Genomic DNA, 20443 nt, shown 5'->3' on the forward strand with positions numbered 1-20443 from the left:
TGACCGACCAGGGGCGCATGGTCTTGACCACGCGGCGCTACCTGCCGATCACAGATTGCTTCGGGTCTGCACCTTCACTCGCAATAAAACCCAGCGCTGCTTTGCCTCTAACGTCCAGTACATCACAGTGACATTTGTGCTTATGCGCCGACTGTGTGCCGGTTGATATAGCAAAAACTTTCGTTCCAGTGTTTCGCCGGGCGGAACATTAAGATCGAAAGCAAGCGCGAAGCCTTGTACCATTATCGACAAATCAAGGGACGTGCCTTCCGCGTTTCCCTCCGAAAGGTGGGCGAGCCGATAATCCGGGGGATCAACGCCAAGTTTCTCAATCTGGATGCCGAGAGGGGAGGCATTCTTGACGTTCAATGTTGCGATCCACCACTCGGTGTTTAGGCGCGCGAGCGTGATCCACGCATTGACCGACTTCTCCGCTCTCGTCTGCCGAGCGGTGCTCCACGAGATATACAGGCTCAAGCCGGCGACGATCAGTGCCAGAGCGGTGAGGCCGTCCCGTACAGGAAAGGTGGTCCAGTCGATCATGCCGCGCAACCTAGACGGGACCGTCTATTAGGCGAGCAAGCGGTGGCCCGCGCCCTCATGTTGGCGTAAACGCCGCATAGGGATGCACGGCCTACGACTAGGCGGAGTGCCCCTATATGGCTGATCCCAAGCATTGGATGCCGGTTGAGGGCTTCGGCCGTCGCGGCGAATACGAAGTGAGTGATGGTTACGTGACGGCGCGAATAGGTCACCGAACGGCCCGGGCCGCTGCTTCGAGTGCTCGTGTGCCTGCCTCGCTCGGGATGGAAGCAGACAAATCGCTCGCGCAAGTTTTGCTCGGGGAGATAAAAATCGACTAAGTCGTTATGCTCGACGCCTCCGGCGTCTTACATGTAGCTTTCAAGCTCGCCGAGTTGGACGCTGCATCTCCTGAGCCGCATCAGAGCGGGAGTGCGGAGTTCGGTCGCTCCGCTCTTCCAAAGCTCCACGAGAAACTCTTCATCACCTTCGTCGAGATCAAGCCGATTTTCGTTGCATCGCACGATAAGGTTGCGAACGCTGACACCCTTGATGTCTCGGTGAAGAGTAACGCTATCGCGAATTTCGAATAGCTTTTCGGCCTGCCTGGATGTCAGGCGAAAGTCACGCAACGCAAGCAGCGCTTCGGATTGCCGCGCACTAAATTTGGACTCTTTGCGCTCTTTAGGACTGAGCGCGATAACCGCCTCCGATTGCTCGGCAATATCCCGCAAGAATGTCAATTCCCATTCCTTGAAAATATTTTCGGCAGTTTTTGTTAGAGCGAGCAGACCAAGAGCAAGATTGCGGACTTTGACTGGATCGCTGCTAACAGCGTGCATTTCGCGAGCGGAAGCCATGGGGACAACCCGTGGATAATGCTTGTATGGTCGGTGCAGAAACCAGACCCAAAATCCTCCCTATGTGATTTGCGACCGCGCTTCAAGGCTTGCTTCGGTGGATCACCAGAAAACCGGGGCAGCAAAGGCCGAGGCTGAAGCAGTCAAAGCAAAAGCCGTCGCCGGGTTGAGGATCGGCGACGGCTCCAGAAGGTGACCCATAATACGCAAAGCCGGATGCGACTGTCGCCACATCAGGTGAATAAAAGATTACGCGTCCGTTTCTCCAAAGCCAAAGTCTTCATAGCCGTCTGGAACCTTCCCGTAAAACGCAAGCATGATTAGGCCCATGATCCCGGGAATAGCCTTGCCGCCTCGGTGACGAAATGTTCGCCGCCGCTCGGACTTCTTGTACGAGTTAGCGATGACCGATTTGAAGAACAAGCCTTGCTTTGGAAGATGCCCCTTCGTCGTCAATTGCATCTCGACCGGAAATACCGAAGGCCCCATCATTCCGCCGCCTGCGAAAATGATCCTCGGAACAAACGCATTAATTCCGGTCGGTGATCTCTCCCAAAAATTCGTATCGAGAAATCCTTGCGTTGGCAAAACAATCGAAACGGATTTCGGTCCGACAGCGGTCGTTCGCCGCGAGACGTTCTCAGTCAACTTGGCAGAGAGGCGCGCCATGTTGAAAGCGTCGGCACCGTTACACGCCGCCTCGAAGATCGTGCGCTTCTCCTGCGAGGTCAAGAAATGGTCCGCTCCCCCGAAAACGACATCGGGTGTCTCGGCCAGCTTCAAATAGACACTTATCCAAGGAAACTGATACTCATACTGAATATCGGACGTAACAGACCAAGGCGCTGCCTTGCGATAGGTGGACAAGACGGCGACGAACGGAAACGGAATTTTCTCATGGTAACCCGTTATGTGAAGCTCAAATTCGAGCGACTTACGAAAGCGCTGTAATTCGGGTGCCTCAAGCTCTTTCAAAATCCGGTCTACGATTTTAAGCGTAAATGGTCCAAAACCTAATTCATCGTCTGCGGCTTCGATGGCTGCGTCGGAGATCACGTCGTACAGGTTCACCGTCCGGCCTTTTATTGTCCATCTTGCAACGCCGGTGTAGCTGATGTTTGCATTGATGCCGCCAGAACGGAAAACGATATGCTTGTTGAATGTTTCGTCTAGGGGCGTGAAAACTCCATTCTTCTCCACGCTGATCCTCATGTCTGAGCATGCTAAAGCGTAACCCGCCCCCGCCAGTGTGATGAGAAGTGTCATTGTTATCCTATGTTACGCGGATCGGTTACGCGAGCGTGGCGCAAGCTGAAGAAGCGTCGCTGATGGGCGTTTGCTCACGGCCTTGCACTTTGCACACACAAGACGGCTGGCGAGGATGGTTGCCATCGCCCGGCTCTTGCCGAGTTCTTTCGTCAGTGCCTTGCGGTCGCCGCCGGACAACGGCGTAGGGTGTTACTTCGGAGCCATTGCGCTTCTGACCGCGCTTGGACCTTTTTGGCAATAATCCCATATCTTGATCGAAGCTATCTACACCTCACAGCCTGTCGCGGTCTCGCCCGAGACGGCTCCTTGACGCCGACAAAATCTAGCTCACAACTCGGTCGCCAACCGGCCAACGTCGTCTTCGGATGCTTGTTAGCTTGGCTCCCGAGCTTTGTAACGACAATAGGCGCATCATGGCCGATTCTTTCCTTAGCCTGCTTGATAAAGAGTACCGCTGGCCCAAGCATGGCGACCGGGTTACGCAACACATCTCAAAGCCAACCGATGCGGATATCTCGCACGACCCTTACGAACGCGCGATGTATCTGTGGCGCGGCTATTTTAAGGCAGGAAAGCTGCTGGCCGAAGAGTGTGAGCGCGAGCCCTTCGATGTCAATTATCTGATCTATCCGATGATGTTCAATTACCGTCATGGCCTGGAGGTCGCTATGAAGGAAATTATCTCGGAGTACGGCTGCCACGTAGAGGTCTATTTGAGTGACGACAAGGACCACAACTTGCTGGAACTCTGGAAGGCGTTTGAGCAGCTAAACGATGCTCTGAATCCTCAAGCCGGAGGCAAAGCCGACAAAGCCGTCGGTTTGCTTATTCAAGACTTCCATTGCCTCGACAAGGGCTCAGTCGCGTTTCGCTATTCGACTAACAAGGACGGCGCGAAGTTCAAATTTGCCAGCGGCGTCGTAACTATCGCTAAACTGAAAGATGTGATGGAAGGATGCCAGCACTATTTCGAAGGCTCGGATGAGTACTATCACGCCCTAGTGCAAAACGGTCCGAGCCTCAGCGATTACTGACGGCCCGGTGTTTACTGGCCTGCTTCTTCATCGTCTCCAATTTCCTCGGCCAGATCGGGGATCGTCATAACAGCACCGTCTGCAAACTCGCTTACCAGATAATGTGCCTTTACTAGTTCCTCCAAATCAACCTTGGCAAGTTCGTACTTTTCGCCGGCTTTACTGTGCGGATAACGAAACTGTTCCCCGTCAGGGTCGGTCTGGTGAATATGATTTAGTAATCGCAGACACTGCTTGGAAAGCTGCGTGTCTGTTGGAGCGCCTGCCTTCTGCATTAGTTTGATGAGGCTATTCCAGAGTTTAACCAGCCCGTGGTGATTTGTCTCTTCGCTGTCGTCACCGGTGAACTCTTTGTATGCTCCGATGGCCCATTTAAGATATAGCTCCATCGAATGCCGAGCTAAGTAAACCATCGGCTGAATGATGTAGCTCTTCTTCGGCCAGTCATCCAAGGCGATTTCAGCGTAGTTCGTGAAGGCCTTCCCATAGGCGAAAGCCATATAGCTTAGCGTCATGGTTATCTGGTCGGTGTCTTCATGCGCTGCTCGCTCAAAAACTGGCTTCATGTTTTGAGGAATTTTCGCGACCTCGGTTTCGACCAGCTTCTGAATATCCATTGTCGTCCCCCTATGTGAAAAGCAATGAGCGCGTGCCGGCATGTGGCTAAAGTGGGTGCCAACTGTGCTGGTAGCCATCGACTGTTACTGCGTAGACATCAATCATGTGATCGAAACAGGCATTACGTATTGCGCGTTTAGTCTGGAGCGGAATGCGTGAACCGAGATAAACGCGTCGAATGCAATCCGGAGTAATTTTCGCGCGTCCGAGCGGACCGAGCACGCGCCACTCACGCTCATAAACCCAGTTGTACTTCTTATGTGCGAGTAGCTTGCGGACCGCTGTCTGGCGATCCTCGGCATCGCTAGTCGTTACGCGCGGAGGGCTGTCACCGTACCCGACGCGCACGAGGTAATAGCGATTGTTCAAAGCGTCCAAGAGACGTTGCGGATAGTACTCGATGCATATTCCGCGATAGTTGTCAGCATAGTGAGCCCACATCAATTCGTTTTCGTTTGTATCGCTAAAACTAGCGATCCCGACGTTGATTTTCTCGTCGTACAAGTCATCGACGATCTGGTCGTAATCTTCAGCGCGTTTTAACGCGGGGGTCGGGCTGTAAAATCCCTCCATCGGGTCGTTCAGGTGATCGAAATCCGAACACCAGATGTGCGGTGCTGTAAGCGCTTCGATTTCGCGCGCGCGCCGAGCGGTGCCGGCCAACGATCGGTACCTATAGAGGTAGAGCGGGAGGTTCGGCGGCAATATCTTCACGGCGGTGGTCCTATGGTCTTATTGGCTGTCGAAACCCTGAAGACTTACGGTGTTGTTGTGTACTGCACAACTACAGAGGGTCGAGAGAAGAGGGCGGCTGCTCGGCCGATATCGGAGGAATTTCGAATTTACGGAATTCTTTTTCATTTTTCGAGCCGCATTCCGGGAAGAGAAGATGGATAAGCTCGGGGGCAGAGCGGTTTCCCAGAACACCGCATCACAGGGTGCTACCCCGTAGCTCGTGCCGGCCGCCGCGCGCGGCCCCCGGGTCGAGCGCATTCGCTATACGACCTCGTTAAGGCCTTTGGTAACCATGTTCGCATGGGTCGAAACGAGAGCGCTGCTCCAAAGCGGGAATTGGGTTCGCATAGGTATGGATTATGGATTATGGAATATATCTTAGGTAGGGCAATAGGCATGCCACACGCCAAACCTGTCAGCCGTTGTTCGTCAATGCAGTTGGGACGCGATATTTTTCCTGCCGGAACTTACCCCAGCCTTACCCCGGCGGTCTGCTGAAGGTGCCGAAACCCGGCTAAGTCAGTGGTGCCGCAAACAGGACTCGAACCTGTGACCCCGTCATTACGAATGACGTGCTCTACCAACTGAGCTATTGCGGCGGACCAGACGCAGCGTTCGGCAACTGGGCCGAAAACGCGTGCCACCTGATATCGGGCAGCGCCCGGCTTGGCAAGAAAAACGCAGCGCTAGAGCCTTTTTCCGTTCCGATTGAATCGGAACGGGGCTCTAGATTCTTGATTTGACGCGTTTTCTTGACGCGAACCGGCATCCACTTCGCTGGAAAACGCTCCGGAAGCCTACTCCCCGCCCCAGCGTGACAAAAATCCCCGCCAACCGCCGGCCTGGGCCTTGGGCGGGCCGATTTGCTGGGCGAATTCGTCCGGCGGGCCGTCTTCGTCGATTCCCGGGTCATCCGGCGCCCGGACAATGGGAATCACGGCCGGAATCGGCGCCGGAACCGCCTTCGGAATGTCCTGACGGGCGCGAAACAGCGGCGCGGCAACGGCCGGGGCCGGTTGTTGGGCGGGCGGCGGTGCCGGTGCCGGTGCCGGCTCCGCAGCAGGGGCCGGTTCCGGTTCGACGCTGGCGGCCGGCGGCGCGTTGTCCTGGGCGGCCGCAGCTGCGGGCGCGACAACAGGCTCCGGCGCGACGGGGGCCGCCGGTTCCGCCGGCGCGCTTTCGACCGGGGCTGGCGCCGGCGGCTCGAGCACGACCGCGCGGCGCGGTGTCGCCAGCATCGCCTCTTCAAACGGCGAGGATTCGATGGCGGGGCCTTTGTCGGACGGCAAGGCCGCGACCGGCGTCTGCCACTGGAACGCGTCGAGACGGCCGGTGACCGGCGAGACCGGCCGCCAGCGATCGCTGACATAGCCATCCGCGGTCCAGGCCGGATCGTGCAGCGCGCGCACCGCGCGCAAGGTCCATGCTCGCGCCCGGCCGCTGTCGCCATGTTCGGTGCGCTCGATCTCCGCCATCAGCAGCGCCACGCGCTGCGTCGGCGCGGTGACGAACGGCGCCAGCGCTTCGCGCGCTTTGGTAAATTCGGAGGCGTCGATCGCGGCGCGCGCGATCGCGAGCGCGCCCTCGATATGGCCGGGCGCTTTTGCCGCCAGCGTTTCGACGCGCACCAGCCGCTGGCGCGCGGAATCGCCGAGCTTCACATGCGCATAGGCGTCGGCCAGATCAGGATGCGGCTGCGCCAGCCACGCGGTCTCGACCAGGCGCATCGACCGCCGCACCTGGTGCGCCTCGCTTTCAAATTTGCTCGCGAGCACCGCTGCCGGCACCAGCGTCGGCGCCAGCTTGACCGCATCCATTACGCTCTGACGCGCGAGATCGCGATCGACCTTCTCGAGCTCAAGCGCGCGTGCCGTCAACAGCACGCCGCGGTGACGGCGATAGGTCGCCTTGTCGATCAGCCCCGAGGATTGATTGTTGTCGAGAATGCGGAGCGCGCCGGTCCAGTCGCTCTTGGCGCAGCAGAACCCGAGCACGGCATGCGACGCCCATGACGAAGACGGCGACAGTTTCAGCGCTTCCTCGGCGACCATCACGGCGGCGACGGGATCATCCGCGCGCTGCGCCTCGATGAACAGGCCGCGCAGGCCCAATAGCCGCGTATCCTCGCGCTCGGCCATGGCGTGGAAGGCGCGCTGCGCGCCTTCGCGATCGCCATCGAGCTGCGCCGATTGCGCTTCCAGCAGCAGCGCCAGCGGATCCTGCGCCGCATGGCGGCGCGCGACTTCCGCATGCGCGCGGGCGGCGGTGGAATCACCGTGGCCGATCGCGAGCAATCCCTGCGTGATCGCGTGGCGGCCGCGCGCTTGGCGCTTCTCACGCCGATTCTTGCGGATTCGCGCCGGCGTGCGCCACAAGCCGCGCAGGATGGCCCAAAGCATGACAGCAACGACGATGACGATGCCGAGCCCCGCCACGAACCTCGGCAACGTGGTCGATATCTTCAGATTGCCCGACAACAGCACGACGTCGCCGGGCTGTTCAGCAACCCAGGCCGCACCCCATGCTCCGAGCGCGATCAACAACAGAAACAGAATGATCCGGACCATCGGATTCCCTATTGTGCCGGTTTGCCGAGCACGGCCATGGCGTCGGCCGCAAATTGACGGGAGGCGGCCAGCGCGGCATCGCGCGCGTCGGCCTTGTCGAGCCAGGCTTGCGCCGGAGCGCGGTCGGCCGGCGCCAGCGTTTTCAATTCGCGTCGCGCCTCATTGGCATCGTTGCGCAACGCCGCCGCGGTCGCCCGCGCCACCACCGCACCGCGGTCATTGCCGGCGGTATCGGTGCGTTCGATGCGGACCAGTTTGGCGGCGCCAGCCTGCAAACGCTCGACGATGCCCGAACCCGTCGTGGCGGTGTCCTGCGGTACCGCCGGCGACAATTTCGGCACCAGCGTCAGCAATTCGCCCGAGAGCTTGCCGGCGTTCGGCACGCCGGTGGCCGCGAACGGTTCGAGCGGCTTCAGCACGTCGGCGTTGGGCGCAAGTGCCTTCGCCGTGGTCAATGCCGCTGGATAGGGATCGCCGGCTCGAACGAGAACATCGAGCAGGGCGGCCGCCACCAAACGGCGCAGCGGCTGATCGTCGGCAGGCTTGGTCTCGACCGGCTTGCTTTCGGCAATCTTGCTGCCTTGCTGTGCAATCTCCGCGGCCTGCGCCTGTACGGCGCTTTCGATCTTCGCGATCTGTTCGTTGATCCCGGAAAGATCGGGCGCGGGTGCGGGAGTGCCGTCGGCACGCGGCGCCAATTTCACCTCGTTGACGGCGGACGCAAGCTTTTCGTTCTGCGCGCGCGCGGTTGCGAGTTCACCGCGCAGCGCGGTGAGTGATTTTTCCAGCGTATCAATCCGCGCCAGGGAAGCGGGATCGGCCACCGGCGCGGGAGGCTTGCTGGTCTTCGTCTCCAGACCTGCGACACGCGTGGTGAGACCGTCGATCGCGGCGTTGAGTTGCGGCGCAGGAGGCGCTGCCGCCGGCTGAACGGCGGGCCAGCCCAGCATCCAGCCGACGCCGATCACGAGCGCGGCCGCCACCGCACCGGAGACGGGTGCAACGATCCAGGGCGAGACCGGTGCCGGCGCAGGCACCGGTTGCGGCGCTGGTTCCGCCGCGGTTGCAGTCTCGGTGTCGGCTGCCGCGGCTTCAGACGCCGCGGCCTCAGACGTCGCGGTTTCGGGCGCCGCAGTATCCGCCCTCGTTGTATCGCCTGCTTTCGCGGTCTCGCTGGTCACTTCGCTCGCCTCGAGATCGATCGTCGGCGGCTCGCGCTTGGGCCGCTCCGATTCGGGCAGTGATCCCTGATTTTCGGGCCTGTCGTCGACCATCGCAGCGGTTCCCTTAGCGTGAGTTACCCTGAACCTATCAGAATCGGGCGGGGTTAGGCCAATCGGGTCCGCAAAGCACGGCTCAAAGCCTCGAACAAGGCATTTTCGTCGGCCTGGGCGGCCGCCGTGACCTGCGTCGCGCCGGCATCGCGCAACACGGCGGCAACGGCCGTGGAAATGCAGCATTGTGGCAGCGCCAGCGCCGATATTTCGACGCCGCCCGACCGCGCCGCGTTCAAAAAGGCGCGCGCGCTGCGGCGAGAATAATGCAGTACCGCCTCAACCCGGTTCGCCACGAAAGCGTCACATATTTCCTGCGGCAGGCTGGACGCCGGAATCATCCGGTAGGTCGTGTGCGTCACGACGGTAAACCCCTTCTCACCCAATTCGCCCGCGAGATCGCGCGCGAGATCGGCGCCGGCCAGATAGAGCAGCGTGCTGGCTTTCTTGAGTTGCTTCGATTTCACAGCTCCCAGCACCAGATCGCGCAGCGCACCGGCGTCGCCCCTGGCCGCAATCACTTCGCTGAAACCGGCGTCGCGGGCAGCCGAAGCGGTGTGTTCGCCGACCGCGAACAAGGGCAATTTCAACAGCCGGCTATCGGCCAGATGCGGCGCGATGGCGCGCAGCGCATTGGCTGACGTGACGATGATGGCGCCGTAACGGGCATCGGCATCGTCATGGAACGGCACCGCCTCAAATCGCAGCATCGGCGCCCGGAGCACTTCGAAACCCCTGGCGCGAAGCGCTGTGGCGGTGGCCTCATCGTCCGGATGCGGGCGCGTGACGAGAACGGCCATGCCTCAGATCTCCAAAAATGTCTTGGCGCAACCCTTGGCACAACCCTTGGCGCAAGAAAAAGCCTTGGCGCAAAATGTTTCGGCTTTAACCGGCGATTGCACCTAGCGACCTCGTAATGCTACCGGGTTACGGAAGCGTTGTTTTGACCTGATACGCAAGGGATCAAATTGGATAACGACACGCCGATGCTGGTGCTGGGTATCGAGACCACCTGCGACGAGACCGCGGCGGCGGTGATCGAGCGGGCGAGCGACGGCAGCGGCCGGATCCTGTCCAATATCGTGCGCTCGCAGACCGACGAGCACGCCCGCTTCGGCGGCGTGGTGCCGGAAATCGCGGCGCGCGCCCATGTCGATCTGCTCGACGGCATCGTCGATAGCGCGATGAAAGAGGCCGGGATCGGCTACGCGCAGTTGTCGGCGGTCGCGGCCGCTGCGGGTCCCGGCCTGATCGGCGGGGTGATCGTCGGCCTCACCACCGCAAAGGCGATCGCGATGGTGCATGACACGCCGCTGATCGCGGTCAACCACCTCGAGGCCCACGCGCTGACGCCGCGGCTGACTTGCGCGCTGGCGTTTCCTTATTGCCTGTTCCTTGCCTCGGGCGGCCACACCCAGATCGTCGCCGTGGTCGGCGTCGGCAAGTATGTCCGGCTCGGCACCACCGTCGACGACGCCATGGGCGAAGCCTTCGACAAGGTCGCAAAGATGCTGTCGCTGCCTTATCCGGGCGGGCCGGAGGTAGAGCGCGCGGCCGCCGGCGGCGATCCGAAGCGATTTGCGCTTCCGCGCCCGATGCTCGGGCGGCCGGATGCGAATTTCTCGCTGTCGGGACTGAAGACCGCCGTGCGCAACGAGGCCAGCCGGATGATGCCGTTGGAGCCGCAGGATGTCAGCGATCTCTGCGCCAGTTTCCAGGCCGCGGTGCTGGAATCCACCGCCGATCGATTGAGCGTCGGCCTGCGGCTGTTCCACGAGCAGTTCGGTCCGCCGCGCGCGCTGGTCGCGGCCGGCGGCGTCGCCGCCAATCACGCGATCCGCGACGCCCTGCAGGATGTGGCGGCGAAAGCGCAGACCACGCTGATCATTCCACCGCCGGCGCTCTGCACCGACAACGGCGCGATGATCGCCTGGGCCGGCGCCGAGCGGATGGCGCTCGGGCTGACCGATACGATGGATGCGCCGCCCCGCGCGCGCTGGCTGCTCGATGCCAATGCCGCGGCGCCAACGGGCTACGCCAACACCAGGGCGGGATTTTAGAGATGCCGTCTGAGAACACCGTGGCGGTGATCGGCGCGGGCGCCTGGGGCACGGCGCTTGCGGCCGTCGCGGCGCGCGCGGGCCGCGATGTCATCCTCTATGCGCGCAACGCCGAAAACGCCGCGCAAATGAAGATGGCGCATGCCAATCCGCGGCTGCCGGGCATGCGCCTTGACCAGCGCATCGAAATCACCAACCGCATCGCGGCCGCGGCCGGCGCCCACATCATCCTGATCGCAACGCCCGCGCAGAACTTGCGTGAAGCGGCCCTGGCGCTGGCGCCGCATCTGAAGAAGGCGACGCCGGTTATCGCCACCGCCAAGGGCATCGAGCGTGGCACGCATAAATTCATGACCGAAGTGATCGCGGAAGCCGCCCCCGACGCGATACCTGCGATCCTGTCGGGACCGAGCTTCGCCGACGACGTGGCGCGCGGCCAGCCGACCGCCGTGACGCTGGCGGCAAAGGACGAAGCGCTGGCAAGCGCGCTGGTGCAGGCGCTCGGCTCAGCCACCTTCCGGCCCTATCACACGACAGACATTCGCGGCGTCGAGATCGGCGGGGCGGCGAAGAACGTGCTGGCAATCGCGGCCGGCATCGTTGAAGGACGCAAGCTCGGCGCCTCGGCGCTGGCCGCCTTGACCACGCGCGGCTTCAGCGAGCTGGCACGGCTCGGTCGCGCCTGCGGCGCGCGCGCCGAAACGCTGGCGGGGCTTTCCGGATTGGGCGATCTGATCCTGAGCTGCTCCAGCCTGCAATCGCGCAATTTCGCGCTCGGCATCGCGCTCGGGCGCGGCGAGCAGCCGGCGCGCGACAAGCTTGCGGAGGGCGCTTTCACCGCGCCGGTGCTGATCGAGCTAGCGGCTTCGCAAAATGTCGACATGCCGGTATCAAATGCGGTCGCGGCGATTCTGGCCGGCAAGGTGACGATCGATGCCGCGATCGAAGGCCTGCTGACGCGGCCCTTCAAGGCGGAGGAATAAATGGCGTACTGGCTGGTGAAGTCCGAGCCCTCGGTGTGGTCGTGGGAGATGCAGGTTGCGAAAGGCGCCAAGGGCGAAGCCTGGACCGGCGTGCGCAATTTCACCGCGCGGCAGAATCTCGTGGCGATGAAGAAGGGCGACCGCGCCTTCTTCTACCACTCCAACGAGGGCAAGGAGATCGTCGGCATCGCGGAGATCATCAAGGAGGCCTATCCCGATCCGACCGACAAGACCGGCAAGTTCGTCTGCGTCGACATCAAGGCCGACAAGCCGCTGAAGACCCCGGTGACGATGGCCGCGATCAAGGCCGACAAGAAGCTCGCCGCGATGGCGCTGGTGAAATATTCGCGGCTGTCGGTCCAGCCGGTCACCGCGGACGAATGGAAGATGGTCTGCAAGATGGGCGGATTGTAGGGGCATCGTAGCGGCCGCGCAGCGCCGACGCGCTATGGGCGAAACCTGGCGGGGTCGACACAAAATGGCGAAAACAACCCCATGCACAGTATCGGGACCCTTACCTGAAGGTAATATTGAACCTTCTCGTAGGAACTTAACCATTCCTTATCCCGTAATCCTCCCCGATCGCTTTTGCAGGAGAAATTTAGCATTTCGGGCGCTTACTCCCGGGCGTGCGGCAAGCACGCCAGCGGGAGAGATACGCCTTGAGGTCGGGTTCCAGCAGCCTGAACGCGACGCCGCGCGACGATGCGGCGGACGTGCTCGTGACGCCGGCGCTCGAAGCCGAGGCCGAGCGGCTGCTGTCCCAGCGCACGCGCGACATCCGGTTCTCTCCGGAGATGGTTCGCGCCTATCGCAGGAAGGACTGGCCGCAACGCAGCAAGATCGCGCGCGCCTGGATGGTCTGGGTCGGGCTGATCAGCATGGCGTTCGTGCCCATCAGCTACCTGCTCGCGCCCGACTTCCTCATGCACACCACCATCATCAGCGGCCTGCTGGTTCCGGCGATGCACGGCTGTGCCTACCTGGTCTGGAGAAAGCCGCGCAGTGCCGCGGTCGAAGGCTTGTCGCTGCTGCTGTTGATGACATCAGTCATGATTGCTTACGGCTTCCTCGCGGTCGCGGCCGGTGGCAATTACGAGCGCTTCCTCACCTGCATCATGTACGTCAACACGATCGCGATCGTGGTGTTCAGCGTCGACTATGTCTGGACGCTGTCCTTGATGATCTGCTCGATCGGGATCTTCTTCGGCTTTGAAATCTTCAATCCCGCGATCGAATCCAAGGAAGCAATCGGAACGTCGATCTTCTATGCGATGGGCATGTATGCGGCGACGATCGCGCGGAAGACCCAATCGATCCTCGGGCAAAAAGCCTTCCTGCTGGCCTTGCGCAACCAGTATCGCAGCGACGCCCTGAGGCGCGCCAACCATCAACTGGAAATACTGGCGACGCGCGACCCGCTTACCGGGCTCGGCAATCGCCGTTCGGCGACCGATCTGATCGACCGGCTCTGGCGCGACCCGACGGTTCCGAAAGCCAGCATCGCGTTCATCATGGCCGATATCGACTTGTTCAAGCACTTGAACGATACCGCCGGCCACGCCGCTGGCGACGCCTGCATCAGGCGGGTGGCTGATACGATCGAGGACTCGGTCCGGCTGGGCCTGGATGCGGTGTTCCGCTATGGCGGCGAGGAATTCCTCGTCGTTCTCGCGCATGCCACGCCCGATCTGGCCTGGACCATCGCGCAACGCATCCGCAGCGCGGTGGAGGCGCTCGGCATCGTCAATCCCGGAATCCATCCCGCCAACGATTCGACCTGCGTAGTGACGATCAGCCTCGGCGTCGCGTTCGCGCAGGAAAACGCCGCGCCGGAGATGGTCGCCAAATGGGCCGACGACGCGCTCTACGACGCCAAGCGTGGCGGCCGGAATATCGTGTTTTTGTCGGATGCGCATATTGCCGACGAGGAGGCGCGCGACGCGCAGCCGGTTGCCGCGGATGAACGGAAGATGTCCTCAAGGGTGGGCGGGCAGTAGCGCTCACAATCTGTCATTGCCGGGCATAGCCGTCCGAAGGACGGCGTCGCTTCCGCTCGCCTATGACCCGGCAATCCATCAAACGTCGGAAAGCCCTTTTGAAGATGGATGCGCGGGTCAAGCCCGCGCATGACAAGCGGAAGTTACGCCGCAGCAGCCGCCGTCACGACCTGCGCCAGCAGCGCTTCGCGCTTCGACTGCGAGCGGTAGCCCTTCATGGTCGCCGCGAAACGTTCGAGGATGCCGTCCTCGAAGGCGGTGACGATGGTGTCGTGCACGTAGCTCTTGCGGCAGATCGCCGGCGTGTTCGACAATTCGTCGGCCGCGGCCCGAACCGCCTCCAGCACCTGCTTCTTGCGGCCGCGGGCGCTGGCCGCTGGTGAAATCCGCGACAGCGATTCCAGCACCACGGCCGACGCCATCAGGGTGCGAAAATCCTTCAGCGAAATCTTGATGCCGGCGATCTCGCGCAGGAACCCGTTCACCGTCGTGGTCGAGACGGTACGCACGGTGCCTGAATTATCGCGATACTGGAACATGCGCTTGCCCGGCACGCCGCGCAGGATGCCGATCGCGCGCACGAGCTTGGCCGCGTCGCATTCCTTGCGCACGGCCTTGCCGCCCTTGGCCTTGAAGGTCAGGACGAAGCTGTCGTCTTCCAGCGTGACGTTGGACTTCAAAAGCGTGGTGGCGCCGCGGGTGCCGTTCAAGCGCGCGTAGGATTCATTGCCCGGCCGGATCGCGGTGCGGGCGATCAGTTCGATGACGGCCGAGAGCGCGAACTCGCGTGTCGGCTCGTCGCCGGACAGATGCATCGAGACGTTGCGGCGGATCTTCGGCAACGCCGCGACCAGGCGCGCCAGGCGATGCGCCTTGCGCTGCTCGCGGACCTTTTCCCAATCGGCGTGGTAGCGGTATTGAAGCCGGCCGGCGGCATCGACGCCGACCGCCTGCAGATGCGAGGTCGGATCGGGCGAATAGCGCACCCGCTGATAGGCCGGCGGCACCGCCATCGAGTTCAGGCGCCGGATGGTGCCCGCATGACGGATCGCCGTGCCGTTGGCGCGAACAAATGAATAAGTCTTGCCACGCTTGATGCGGCGGATCGTCAGCTCGTTCTGGTCGCTGAGCTTGAGGCCGAGTTCCTGCGCCAGCGACTCGACCGTAATCTTTGGCTCATGCTTGGCGAGCTTTTCCTTCGGCGAGGGGATCTTGGCGGGCGCCTTCAGCGGCGCTTTCGGCAACTGGCCAAGCGCTTCTGCCAAAGCGACGGCAGGATCAGCGGAATTGGGCCGCGTAGCCTCGAAATTCACCTGATCCATCATGACCGTCGTTGTCCTGCTCCGCCTGTTCTTCCGGTAATGCCGCTTGCTACGGCTTGGTTCCGGCGGGGCCCTGTCACCCCGGAAACGCCATTTAGGGGGTAACGAACCCCTTTGCGAGTCCCGATTCCGCGATTACCGGTTATTAGATACCGGTCATGGGAGCCATTCGCGCGATAACGTTGATTTTGGGTCGCGCCAAAACGCGAAAGTGATGGCCGGAACGGGCTGGCCGGGGCACGGGCGAGCGCTGGAACCGACCAAGGTCGCAGATGTTTCCGCCTTGTCCGGGCCCCCTGTGACGCCTAATCATCGTAATAATCAAGACGGCTTGCGACCGCTTACGGGTAGGGCTCGCAATCAGCGGAGGGGAAGATGTCCGAGAAGATTTACGACGTGTCGGCAGACTGGTCGAAGCGCGCTTTCATCGACGACGCCAAGTATCGGGCGATGTATGCGAACTCGGTCGCCGACCCCAATGCCTTCTGGGCCGAACAGGGCAAGCGGATCGGCTGGATCAAGCCGTTCCACAAGGTCGAGAACGTCTCCTTCGCCCCCGGCAATATTTCGATCAAATGGTTCGAGGACGGCGTCCTGAACGTCGCCTGGAACTGCATCGACCGCCACCTCGACAAGCGCGGCGACCAGACCGCGATCATCTGGGAGGGCGACGATCCCAATGAGTCCAAACATATCACCTACCGCCAGCTGCACGACGAAGTCTGCAAGATGGCCAACATCCTGCGCACCAGGAACGTCAAGAAGGGCGACCGCGTCACCATCTACCTGCCGATGATCCCGGAAGCGGCATATGCGATGCTGGCCTGCGCGCGGATCGGCGCCATTCATTCGGTGGTGTTCGGCGGCTTCTCGCCTGACAGCCTCGCCCAGCGCATCACCGATTGCCAGTCCAAGGTCGTCATCACCGCCGACGAAGGCCTGCGCGGCGGCAAGAAGGTGCCGCTGAAGGCCAATGTCGATGCCGCGATTGCCAAGAGCGGCGGCGTCGACTGGGTCGTCGTCGTCAAGCGCACCGGCGGCGCTGTGGACATGAACCCGACCCGCGACTTCTGGTATCACGAGGCCGCCAAGATGGTGACGACGGAATGCCCGTGCGAGCCGATGCACGCGGAAGATCCGCTGTTCATCCTCTATACGTCAGGCTCCACCGGCCAGCCCAAGGGCGTGCTGCACACTTCGGGCGGCTATCTCGTCTTCGCGTCGATGACGCATCAATACGTGTTCGACTACCACGACGGCGACATCTACTGGTGCACCGCCGACGTCGGCTGGGTCACCGGCCACAGCTACATCCTCTATGGACCGCTGGCGAACGGCGCGACCACGCTGATGTTCGAAGGCGTGCCGAACTATCCGGACAATTCGCGGTTCTGGAACGTCATCGACAAGCACAAGGTCAACATCTTCTACACCGCGCCGACCGCGATCCGCGCGCTGATGCAGGGCGGCGACGAGCCGGTGAAGAAAACCTCGCGCAAGAGTCTGCGTCTGCTCGGCTCGGTCGGCGAGCCGATCAATCCGGAAGCCTGGGAATGGTATCACCGCGTGGTCGGCGACGAGCGTTGCCCGATCGTCGATACCTGGTGGCAGACCGAGACCGGCGGCATTTTGATCACGCCGCTGCCGGGCGCGACAAAACTCAAACCGGGTTCGGCAACGCGGCCGTTCTTCGGCGTGGTGCCCGAGATCGTCGATGCCGACGGCAAGGTGCTGGACGGCGAAACCTCAGGCAATCTCTGCCTCGCCAAATCCTGGCCGGGCCAGATGCGCACGGTCTATGGCGACCACGCGCGTTTCGAGCAGACCTATTTCTCGACCTACAAGAACAAGTACTTCACCGGCGACGGCTGCCGCCGCGACGCCGACGGCTATTACTGGATCACCGGCCGCGTCGACGACGTCATCAACGTCTCCGGCCACCGCATGGGCACCGCCGAAGTCGAAAGCTCGCTGGTCGCGCATGAGGCGGTCTCGGAAGCCGCCGTGGTCGGCTATCCCCACGACATCAAGGGCCAGGGCATCTATGCCTATGTGACGCTGATGACCGGCAAGGAGCCGACCGAGGCGCTGCGCAAGGAACTGGTGGCGTGGGTGCGCAAGGACATCGGCCCGATCGCCTCGCCGGATCTCATTCAGTTCGCCCCGGGCCTGCCGAAGACCCGCTCCGGCAAGATCATGCGCCGCATCCTGCGCAAGATCGCCGAGGACGAACCGTCAAGCCTCGGCGACACCTCGACGCTGGCCGATCCCGCCGTGGTCGACGACCTCGTGCACAACCGGCAGAACAAGAAGGGCGCGGGGGCGTAGCGGCGGAAAAAGTCAGGCTAAGTGGCAACCGCGCAGGAGCTGCGCTCCCTCTCCCGCTTGCGGGGGAGGGTTGGGGTGGGGGTGTCGCCGCGAGTCGGACTGTTCGAGTGGAGAGAGCCCCCACCCGCCGCGCTCTGACGAGCGCGTCGACCTCCCCCGCAAGCGGGAGAGGTGCAGCGAGCCTGCCGCCAGACCGATTCAACTTCAATTCACTACGATCAACCGGTTCTCACCGCGTGAGCGTCTTCCTCTCCGGCACGGTCACCGGCAGTGGCCGGGGCGCGATCGGCGGCGCAGCGCCGACGGTCGTCTTGTTGAGGCCGCCGCCGCTCGGTGCGATCACCACCGGACTGGGATTTGGCCGCATCGGCGCTGAAGTCGATGGCGGCAGGCGGTTCGGCAACTGCACCGGCTCCTTGATCCGCACATTGTCACCCGAACCGTGGGGACGGATCACGTTCGGAATCCGCACATCGGGTTTGCCTGCCCCGGATGCGCCGCCAACCGGGTTGTGTCCGGTATGGCCGCCGTTCGACGACGGTGGATTGCCGACCGGCCGGCCGTCGCCGGTACCCGTAACCGGGCCCGTCACCGGCGGTTTGCCGTCTCCGCCATGTGGCCGGTGCGCGTGGAGGCAGCGCCGCAGCGCAATGCCGCTAAGCCCGGCGCAGGGATTTTCGGTCACCGGCGGCTTCGGCAACGGATCGGGTCTCGTCGGGAAGACGCACAGATTGCCCACCCGCACCATTCCCGGTCGGCAGAAATCCGGCAACCGGCAGATGCCATGATCCAGCACCGTGCCGCGCGGGCACACCGGCGGTGGTGGGACCACGACGACGATCGGCGGACTATTGTCGATCGGCTGATCGAGACGCGGCGGCAGCGGCGACACGGGGTTGTGGACCGGCAGCGGTTTGTATCCGCCGCCCTGCTTTGGACTCACCGGCGGGCAGTCCGGAGCCACCGCGCTCATGACGGCGAGGTTGTTCCAGATGAAATTCCAGTCGATCAAATTCTGCGCCAGGAACCAGGCCGGCCACGGCGAGAACAAGATGTCGATGTCGATCCACGGGCCGACCACGTATCCCGGCAACACGATGATCGTGATGCCGTAGACGAGCCTGACGTCGATGACGTAGGTCGTCTCTGTCAGCAGCAACGGGATCTGCTGCGGCGGCGCCGCGCCGTTGCAGCCTTGCGCGAACTTCTGCGTCTCGACGAAGGTCCAGTAGGCGGCGCTGTTGAAGTCGGCGATGGAAACCGTCTGGACGTCTTGGTCCGGCAGCATCGGCGCCCAGCCGACCCACTCCGGCGACGTGCGCCAGACAACCCAACCCGGGCTGAACTCCGCACCCGGCGTCCATATCCATCCAAGCTGTGCGTCCGACACCCAGCGACCATAGTGATGCACGATCGCACCCCACGGCGTCTTGTCGTCGTAGTACCAGCCATATTTGCGGGTCTTGACCCAGTTGCAGGGCGGATACGGACGCCATCCCTGCGGCGTCACCGTGGGAATCCACACCTCTCCGTATTTGGCGTGCTGGACAAAGCGGCCGTATTGCGTGAGCACGCGGCGGAATTCGTCCTGCAACTTCGCCGCGCTTTGCTGTGGCACAGCGCTGGTAGAGTCCTGAACGGAGTTCTGCGCGGGCGCTTGCGCGAACGCTGATGGCGTCGATGCGGAGAACACGAGGACGGCAAGCACTGCGGCGAACATCGGCGTGAGCATCGCCCTGGTGTTGATCGAGATTTTCCGAGCGAGGGTCATGATGATTGCTCCCTCACTTCGCGTTCGACGGCGTGCAGACATTCGCGACGTTGGCGTTCAACGTCTTCTGCCACACGAAATTGGAATTCTTCATCATCTGGACCATGAACCACGCCGGCCACGGACCGAATCCGATCTGCATATGGACGAACGGCCCAATCAGATAAGGCGGCAGCACAATGACGACGATGCCGTCGACGAATTCGTACGCCGTGATCCATTTGGTCTGGCGCAGAATTACCGGAATGCGTTCGACCGGCGCGATCTGCGCCGCGTCGCAACCATTGTTGAACTTGGCGGTCTCGACAAAAATCCACTGATCGCTGTTGTTGAGTTGATCGGACGAGACGTTCTGGAAGGCCTGGTCCGGCGGCATCGGCGCCCAGCCCGTCCATTCGGGGCTGGATCGCCACACCACCCATCCGGGGCTGAACTGAGAACCGGGATCCCAGGCCCAGCCGATCTGCTGATCCCAGAACCAGCGGCCATAGTGGTGCACGATCTGGCCCCACGGCGTCTTGTCGTCGTAGTACCAGCCATATTGTTTGGTCTTGACCCATTGGCACGGCGGATAGGGATGCCAGCCTTGCGGCGTGACCGTCGGCACCCACACCTCGCCGAAGCGGGCGTGCTGCACGAAGCGTCCATACTGCGACAGCACCGCGCGGGCTTCGGCCTGCACCGGTTCGTCGCGAACTTCCTCCCTCACATCGTAGGAGGGTTGCGCCACGGCGGTTGCCGAAAGCGCTGATAGCCCCAGCAGCAATGCGGCCAGCATTGCTGTGAGGCGACCGCCGCCGGCGCGGACGCCTCGGCGCAGCAAAATAGTCTCAACCAGCGCTCGCATGGGACGAACTCCTGCGCCCCGGAAATGGGCCGCAGCCAGTAGCCGCGTCGTCGCGACGCCGCGTTCGGGTTTCCCGGTTTAATTTTTCGTCATGTTCGGGGGGCTGGTGCCTAGCGCCACCGGCGGCGGAGCGTTTGGCAATTCGTGGGTACACCGCCCGGACCTGGCCGGCTCACGCAATCGTCAGGGTGGTGACCGCTCCCCGGGACGTTTCCTGACGAGTGTTGTTTTCTAGTCATTTACTTTAATTCGA

The 20443-nt window shown here is 62.2% G+C and carries 18 protein-coding genes and 1 tRNA gene; 7 read left to right on the forward strand and 12 right to left on the reverse strand.

What is annotated here, in order from left to right; translation table 11 throughout:
- Positions 1-48: 48 nt before the first annotated feature.
- Positions 49-543: a hypothetical protein gene (locus tag ABIE49_RS21090; protein WP_192739415.1), complete on the reverse strand. Its 495-nt coding sequence runs from the start codon at positions 541-543 to the stop codon at positions 49-51.
- A 116-nt stretch (positions 544-659) separates the two neighbouring features.
- On the opposite strand from ABIE49_RS21090, the gene ABIE49_RS21095 reads away from it, so the two are divergent.
- Positions 660-863: a hypothetical protein gene (locus ABIE49_RS21095; protein WP_192739416.1), complete on the forward strand. Its 204-nt coding sequence runs from the start codon at positions 660-662 to the stop codon at positions 861-863.
- 27 nt (positions 864-890) lie between these two features.
- Here ABIE49_RS21095 and ABIE49_RS21100 read toward each other — a convergent pair whose 3' ends face one another.
- Both ABIE49_RS21100 and ABIE49_RS21105 read right to left on the reverse strand, forming a co-directional pair.
- Positions 891-1382, reverse strand: coding sequence for a hypothetical protein (locus ABIE49_RS21100; protein ID WP_192739417.1), 492 nt, complete (start codon positions 1380-1382; stop codon positions 891-893).
- A gap of 249 nt (positions 1383-1631) precedes the next feature.
- The gene (locus ABIE49_RS21105) at positions 1632-2648 is read right to left on the reverse strand and encodes a hypothetical protein (protein ID WP_192739418.1); all 1017 of its coding nucleotides are present in this window, start codon (positions 2646-2648) and stop codon (positions 1632-1634) included.
- 416 nt (positions 2649-3064) lie between these two features.
- Here ABIE49_RS21105 and ABIE49_RS21110 point away from each other — a divergent pair, with 416 nt between their 5' ends.
- Positions 3065-3685 (forward strand): hypothetical protein, encoded by a 621-nt coding sequence (locus tag ABIE49_RS21110; RefSeq protein WP_192739419.1) that lies wholly within the window; start codon positions 3065-3067, stop codon positions 3683-3685.
- An 11-nt stretch (positions 3686-3696) separates the two neighbouring features.
- Here the strand turns inward: ABIE49_RS21110 and ABIE49_RS21115 are convergent, their stop codons facing one another.
- The 6 genes from ABIE49_RS21115 to ABIE49_RS21140 form a co-directional block, all read right to left on the reverse strand.
- Entirely contained in the window at positions 3697-4302 is a 606-nt protein-coding gene (locus ABIE49_RS21115) for a hypothetical protein (protein WP_192739420.1), read from the reverse strand.
- 46 nt (positions 4303-4348) lie between these two features.
- Positions 4349-5017 carry a DUF2971 domain-containing protein gene (locus tag ABIE49_RS21120; RefSeq protein WP_192739421.1) on the reverse strand — a complete coding sequence of 223 codons (669 nt, stop codon included), beginning with the start codon at positions 5015-5017 and terminating at the stop codon, positions 4349-4351.
- A gap of 544 nt (positions 5018-5561) precedes the next feature.
- Positions 5562-5637, reverse strand: a tRNA-Thr gene (locus ABIE49_RS21125).
- Positions 5638-5835: 198 nt separating this feature from the next.
- Positions 5836-7605 (reverse strand): heme biosynthesis protein HemY, encoded by a 1770-nt coding sequence (locus ABIE49_RS21130; protein WP_192739422.1) that lies wholly within the window; start codon positions 7603-7605, stop codon positions 5836-5838.
- Positions 7606-7613: 8 nt separating this feature from the next.
- Positions 7614-8879, reverse strand: coding sequence for a COG4223 family protein (locus ABIE49_RS21135; protein WP_192739423.1), 1266 nt, complete (start codon positions 8877-8879; stop codon positions 7614-7616).
- Between the two features lie 53 nt (positions 8880-8932).
- Complete coding sequence (locus tag ABIE49_RS21140; RefSeq protein ID WP_192739424.1) at positions 8933-9679, reverse strand: uroporphyrinogen-III synthase; 747 nt, start codon at positions 9677-9679, stop codon at positions 8933-8935.
- Positions 9680-9865: 186 nt separating this feature from the next.
- Between ABIE49_RS21140 and tsaD the strand changes: the two genes are divergently transcribed.
- The 4 genes from tsaD (at position 9866) to ABIE49_RS21160 (ending at position 13922) form a co-directional block, all read left to right on the forward strand.
- On the forward strand, positions 9866-10939 hold the full coding sequence (tsaD, locus tag ABIE49_RS21145; protein WP_192739461.1) for a tRNA (adenosine(37)-N6)-threonylcarbamoyltransferase complex transferase subunit TsaD: 1074 nt from the start codon (positions 9866-9868) through the stop codon (positions 10937-10939).
- Positions 10940-10941: 2 nt separating this feature from the next.
- A complete protein-coding gene (locus ABIE49_RS21150) occupies positions 10942-11922 on the forward strand; it encodes an NAD(P)H-dependent glycerol-3-phosphate dehydrogenase (RefSeq protein WP_192739425.1) in 981 nt (326 codons plus the stop codon).
- A complete protein-coding gene (locus ABIE49_RS21155) occupies positions 11923-12336 on the forward strand; it encodes an EVE domain-containing protein (RefSeq protein ID WP_192739426.1) in 414 nt (137 codons plus the stop codon). It begins immediately after the preceding gene.
- A gap of 248 nt (positions 12337-12584) precedes the next feature.
- Complete coding sequence (locus tag ABIE49_RS21160) at positions 12585-13922, forward strand: GGDEF domain-containing protein (protein WP_192739427.1); 1338 nt, start codon at positions 12585-12587, stop codon at positions 13920-13922.
- Positions 13923-14065: 143 nt separating this feature from the next.
- Here the strand turns inward: ABIE49_RS21160 and ABIE49_RS21165 are convergent, their stop codons facing one another.
- Positions 14066-15247, reverse strand: coding sequence for a DNA topoisomerase IB (locus ABIE49_RS21165; RefSeq protein ID WP_192739428.1), 1182 nt, complete (start codon positions 15245-15247; stop codon positions 14066-14068).
- A 372-nt stretch (positions 15248-15619) separates the two neighbouring features.
- Between ABIE49_RS21165 and acs the strand changes: the two genes are divergently transcribed.
- The gene (acs, locus tag ABIE49_RS21170) at positions 15620-17572 is read left to right on the forward strand and encodes an acetate--CoA ligase (RefSeq protein ID WP_192739429.1); all 1953 of its coding nucleotides are present in this window, start codon (positions 15620-15622) and stop codon (positions 17570-17572) included.
- Between the two features lie 229 nt (positions 17573-17801).
- On the opposite strand, the gene ABIE49_RS21175 is transcribed toward acs, so the two are convergent.
- Together ABIE49_RS21175 and ABIE49_RS21180 are read right to left on the reverse strand one after the other, a co-directional pair.
- Positions 17802-19343 carry a DUF6600 domain-containing protein gene (locus tag ABIE49_RS21175; protein WP_192739430.1) on the reverse strand — a complete coding sequence of 514 codons (1542 nt, stop codon included), beginning with the start codon at positions 19341-19343 and terminating at the stop codon, positions 17802-17804.
- A gap of 13 nt (positions 19344-19356) precedes the next feature.
- A complete protein-coding gene (locus ABIE49_RS21180; protein ID WP_192739431.1) occupies positions 19357-20190 on the reverse strand; it encodes a DUF6600 domain-containing protein in 834 nt (277 codons plus the stop codon).
- Between the last annotated feature and the right edge of the window lie 253 nt (positions 20191-20443).

The sequence above is a fragment of the Bradyrhizobium sp. OAE829 genome, from assembly GCF_040546575.1.
Lineage (GTDB): Bacteria > Pseudomonadota > Alphaproteobacteria > Rhizobiales > Xanthobacteraceae > Bradyrhizobium.